We start from the raw sequence: 5,622 nt of genomic DNA, 5'->3' as shown, positions 1-5,622 counted from the left end.
GCATCCCCACCCACGAGGGCTACCACCCCTAACCCCCGCGGGGGGGGGGCGGGGGGGGGGGGGCCCCCCCGCGCCCCCCCCCCCCCCCCCCACGACAGCCCAGGGAGGAGAGGCGTGTCCGTGGCGCCGTCCTCTGCAAGAACGGAACCGTGACAACGGTTCTCGAACGAAAGAGGATCAACCGCCGGTGACACAAACCCTTCCCACGGCACTGCCCGACCTCTCTTCCCTGCGACAGCAGGTGGGCGCGGCTCTGACCGGATTCCTGGACACAAAGGAAAGTGCCGCGCCAGGAACCGAGCTGCTCTACCTGACCACCGCCCTGCGCGGACTCCTGACCGGCGGAAAACGACTACGGTCCCTGCTGTGCCTGTACGGATGGCAAGCCGCCGGAGCAACAGGCGACATGACCGCTGCCGTTCGCGCTGCCGCCAGCCTCGAACTTTTCCAGGTGTTCGCCCTGGTACACGACGACGTGATGGATGACAGTGACATCCGCCGCGGCCAACCGTCCGCCCACCGTGCACTGGCGACCGCGTATACCGACCGCGGCGGCCCGGGCAGCAGGGCCGAGGCGCACGGTCTGGGCGCGGCCGTCCTCCTCGGAGACCTGGCCCTGGTGTGGTCCGATGAACTCCTGCGCACAGCGGACCTCGGCCCGGGGCGGCTGGCACAGGTGCTGCCCCTGGTCGCCGACATGCGCAGCGAGGTCATGTACGGGCAGCTCCTGGACCTGCAGACCACCGGCCGCCTGGCCGGCGACGTGGATACGGCACTGCACGTCATTCGATACAAGACGGCTAAATACACCATAGAACGGCCCCTGCACATAGGGGCGGCGGTGGCCGGAGCGACCCCGCCCGTACTCGATGCCTGCACCGCCTTCGGCATACCGCTGGGAGAAGCGTTTCAGCTGCGGGACGACCTGCTCGGGGTCTTCGGTGATCCCGCCAAGACAGGCAAACCAGTACTGGACGACCTGCGCGAGGGCAAGGCCACCGTCCTGATGGCGCTCGCGGTCCAGCGAGCCTCCACGGCCGAACTGAAAACACTGCGCGAGCTCGTCGGCCGAAGCGACCTCAACGAGGAACACGCCGCCGCGGTCCGCACGATCCTGAACTCCACCGGTGCCCGACAGACCGTGGAGGAAATGATCACCGCACGACGGGCGGCCGCCCTCACCGCCCTGGACAACGCCCCCTTCCCGGGAAGTGCCACAGCCTCCCTGCGCCGGCTCGCCCTGGACGCAACGGCCAGGCAGACATAAGGCATCGCCGCACACCGCAATCACAACCCCGAGGAGGAGTCACCCCGTGAGCATCAGCACACCCATCGGCACGTCCTACACCGAACGAGCCACCAGCCTGGTGGCCAGGGCCGACCAGGACAGATGGGGAAGCGTCGGCCCCTCCCTGTACGAAACGGCCCGCGTCCTGTCGGCAGCGCCGTGGCTGCCCGGGGAGCCACGGCGGATCACGTACCTGCTGGAACAGCAGGCCCCCGACGGCAGTTGGGGGGAGGGACCGCTGCCCTACCGGCTCCTGCCGACACTCAGCGCGGTGGAGGCCGCACTGGCGGTCCTGCGAAGGGGCACCGCGCCGGCAGAAGTCACCGGCCGGCTCACGACCGCGGCGAACAGGGGCCTGGACGTACTGCGCGCACTGCCACCGGTATGCCCGTGGCCGGACACGGCTGCAGCGGAAATACTCGTACCCAGCCTGGTAGCCGGCATCAACGAGAAACTGGGCTCCCTGACCACCAGCGAGGACATACCGGGTATCAGTGGCCCCCGGCTGCCGGTTCCGGGCGGCTTCCACGCCTCGGCACCTGCTTCCGTGGCCAGGCGGTACGAGCCGGCCGGCAGCCTGCCCGTCAAGTTCCACCACACGTTCGAAGGCATAGACAGCTACATACCGCCGTCTCTCGTCCCTGACACCGAAGGCCTGCTGGGCAGCTCGCCGGCCGCCACCGCGGCACGGGCAACGCGATCACCTGCCACCACCGCTCAGGCCATCACCGACCTCACCGCAGTGGCGCAGCGCTACGGCGGTCTCTTCCCCGAGGCCGCACCCCTGCGCGTGGTCGAACGGCTATGGCTCGCCGCCGCACTGGCGCGCGCCCACCTGCCCACTGCCGCTCTTCCCACCATCCGCGGGTGGGCGAAGGAGATCTACGATCCTCAAGGCGTGCGCGGCGCGCCCGGCCTCATGACCGATGCCGACGACACCGCCATGGCGGTGCTGGTCTCCTCGCTCACCGGCCTGGCCCACGACCCGGCACCGCTGGACCTGTTCCACAACGGCAGCCACTACGACTGCTACCTCGGCGAGGACACCGGATCGGTCACCGCGAACGCCCACGCCCTCCAGGCCCTCGTGAGCTACCTGCGGCACTGCCCGACAGCACAGCACACATACGGCCCCCGGGCCGCGAAGCTGTGCGACTGGCTGATCGGCCAGCAGCAGCCCGAAGGCCACTGGACCGACAAATGGCATGCCTCCCCCTACTACGCCACCGGGCGGTGCGTCACCGCGCTAGCCCAGTACGGCAGCCACCACGCATCCAAGGCCCTCCAGAACGCCGCCGCGTGGACCACGGACACTCAGCGCGCCGACGGCTCCTGGGGCGTATGGGACAGCACCGTCGAAGAGACCGCATACGCCGTCAAAATCCTGCTGAGCGCCACCACCCCCACACCGCAGCCACAGCACACCCGGGCCCTGGACCTCGCCGAGACATACCTGCGCACCGCCTCGCACCCCAGTCACCAGCACCCCGCCCTGTGGCACGACAAAACCCTGTACGCACCCACCGCAGTGATCGAAGCGGAGGTACTCGCCGCGCAGGAGATACTGCGCACCCGCTACAGCTGAACAGAGCGCCATCACACCCAGGGACCGCACAAACCACACGCGAGAAAAAAGAGACGGGCACATGACTGCCGACCTACGTACTGCGCCGATCGCCCCCGGGCGGATACCGCTCATCGGACACGCCTTGCCTCTGCTCACAGACCGCCTGGCCTACGTCCAACGCCTGCGCACCTACGGGCCCATCGTGCAACTCGTCATCGGCCCGAATAAGACCATCACGGTAATCAACTCGTTCGAGATGCTCCAGGAGATGCTCACCCGCAAATCCGACCACTTCAACAAGGGACTGCTCTTCGAAAAACTCAAAATCTTCGGCGGAGACCCCCTGCCAGTCGCAGAAGGCAAACCCCACCTGAAACGGCGCCGCCTGATGCAACCCGCCCTGCATCGAGAACACGTCAAGGGCTACATCGAGACCATGCGGGCCACAGCACAACCCTCCGTCTCGGCCTGGCGCGACCAGGAAATCCTCCACGTGTGCAACGAAATGCAGCTCATGGCCCAGGGAGTCGTCATGGCCGCACTCTTCTCCTCGAACCCGGAACGCGGGCCTGCACAGACCATCCTCGACAGCGTCGACACCGTCTTCAAAGCTGCCCTCACCCACGCCATGGTGCCCATCCCCGCACTGGAGCGACTACCCACCCGCGGCAACCGCAGAGCCCGGACCGCCAACACCGTCCTGCACAAGACCATCGCCGGCATCATCGCCGACCACCGGGCCGGCCCCGACACGTACGACGACCTCGTCTCCCTCCTGATGACCGTCCAGGACGAAACGGGCGAAAACCTGAGCGACGAAGAGATCACCGCGGAGATCGCCGCCCTGCTCGCCGCCGGCTCCGAAACCACCGCAGTCACCCTCGCATGGCTGTTCCACGAAATCGCCCGCCACCCGGAACTGGAACGCAGACTCCACGAAGAAGTCGACACCGTCCTCGCCGGAAACGAACTCACCGCCGAACACATACCCCAGCTCACCTTCACCCGCAGACTCATCGACGAAACCCTGCGCCTGCACAACCCCGCCTGGATCGTGACCCGACGGACCACCACACCCGTCCAGCTCGGCCAGTTCAACCTGCCCGCAGGGACAGACGTGATGTGGAGCCCGTACGCAATGCACAGAGACCCCCACCTCTACCCCGACCCGCTGCGATTCGACCCCGACCGCTGGCTGCCCGAACGCCCCCAACCACCCAGAGGAGCATTCATCCCATTCGGAGTCGGCAAACGAATGTGCATCGGCGACCAGTTCTCCCTCATGGAAACCACCGTCATCACCACACTCATCGCATCACACTGGCGACTGAAACCAGTACCCGGCACAACCACCCGACCCGTACCAGAAATCACCGTGCACCCCTCAACCCTCGACATGATCGCCGAACCCAGAAAACACACAGCCACGAAAGCCACCACATGAACAACACCCCCCACACCACACCCCCTTCACCTACACCCCCCCTCCCCACGCCAGACCTCCAAGGTTCCTTTCCCGGCCCCTTCGCAACCAGCCCCCATGCCGAAGCCATCGAGCAGCACACCGCCCACTGGCTCCACAACTTCCCCCTGGTCCGCTCACCGAACGAACTGAAGACCCTCTGCAACATCACCGCCCAGGGAGTAGCCCGCGTCCTGCCAACGGCCGACCAGGACGGCCTCTTCCTCTGCGCTGATCTCTTCCTGTGGCTCACCGCGTTCGACGACACACACGGCGAGACCGAAGGAGCCCGTGACACCGCCCGCCTGGCCCGCCGCATCAGTCAATGCGTCCACCTCCTCGCCGGCCATGACCAGCCTGCAAGCGAGACCAACGCCTACACCGCCGCACTGCAAGACCTCCTCCACCGGTTCCGGGAACAGTCCACACCCACGCAATACCTACGACTCACCGCGCACCTGCGGGACAACCTCTTCGGCATCCTCTGGGAAGCCCACCACCTCGACAGGCCCGACCAGGTCACCCTGAACGACTATCGCGCGATGCGCCCACACACCGTCTTCGTCCGGACCGTTATGGCAACCGCGGAAGTCGCCCTCACATACGAACTCACCGAGAACGAGCGAGCCTCGACAGCAGTACGGGAACTGGAGAACGCCGTTGCCGACCTGGCCGGGTGGATCAACGACCTCGCCTCATACGCAAAAGAAACAGAACGCGGTGGCCCGCCCCCTCTGAGCCTGCCCACGCTGCTCATCCAACACCACGAATGCGACCTCGAAGAGGCATTCCGCCAAGCCTCCCGCATGTGTGAAGACCAAGCCTCCACCGCACGCCTTCGAATCACCGAACTCTCCGTCAACGGCAAGAACACACTCGCGGATCACGCTCGCGCCATGGAAGCCGTCGCAGCCTCCTACGTGTGGCACATAGGGCACGCCCGCTACGAGGGCTGATCTGCGCGGTGTGCGGGGACCCGACGACCGAGTCCCCGACCATGTACAGCCGGGCGCACGGTATGCGAGGGAGGCCCGTACGCGGATCCGGCGACCGCCTGGAGCGACCTCTCGTGCACGCAGTGCCCGGTCCAGCCGGGGCAGCGGTGCATCGTCCGGTACCAAACGCGGAGACGAACAGCTGACCGAGGAGGGGCGGACCCAGATCGAGCAAGCAGCCGCGATCGTCCGCCGCGGACGCGCCGTGATGAGCGTGTCTGAAAGATCGTGTAAGTCCGTGATGTGACAGGCTGGCCGGGGCCCTGACCTGGGCTTTGACCAGCCGGGACGGACGGACATGAACGACAAC

4 protein-coding genes are annotated in these 5,622 nt (G+C 66.7%); all 4 read left to right on the top strand.

What is annotated here, in order from left to right:
- The first annotated feature begins 187 nt into the window (after positions 1 to 187).
- On the top strand, positions 188 to 1,267 hold the full coding sequence (locus ACIPEK_RS46140) for a polyprenyl synthetase family protein (RefSeq protein WP_402008897.1): 1,080 nt from the start codon (positions 188 to 190) through the stop codon (positions 1,265 to 1,267).
- Between the two features lie 46 nt (positions 1,268 to 1,313).
- Positions 1,314 to 2,873: a prenyltransferase/squalene oxidase repeat-containing protein gene (locus tag ACIPEK_RS46135; RefSeq protein ID WP_402008894.1), complete on the top strand. Its 1,560-nt coding sequence runs from the start codon at positions 1,314 to 1,316 to the stop codon at positions 2,871 to 2,873.
- A gap of 61 nt (positions 2,874 to 2,934) precedes the next feature.
- Entirely contained in the window at positions 2,935 to 4,299 is a 1,365-nt protein-coding gene (locus tag ACIPEK_RS46130) for a cytochrome P450 (RefSeq protein WP_402008891.1), read from the top strand.
- A complete protein-coding gene (locus tag ACIPEK_RS46125) occupies positions 4,296 to 5,273 on the top strand; it encodes a terpene synthase family protein (RefSeq protein WP_402008888.1) in 978 nt (325 codons plus the stop codon). Before ACIPEK_RS46130 ends, ACIPEK_RS46125 begins: the two co-directional genes overlap by 4 nt.
- Positions 5,274 to 5,622: the final 349 nt, after the last annotated feature.

This window comes from Streptomyces sp. NPDC088246 (assembly GCF_044741025.1).
Classification (GTDB): domain Bacteria; phylum Actinomycetota; class Actinomycetes; order Streptomycetales; family Streptomycetaceae; genus Streptomyces.
Note: the sequence above shows the minus strand (reverse complement) of the source record. Positions and strands in the feature narration are given on the sequence as shown.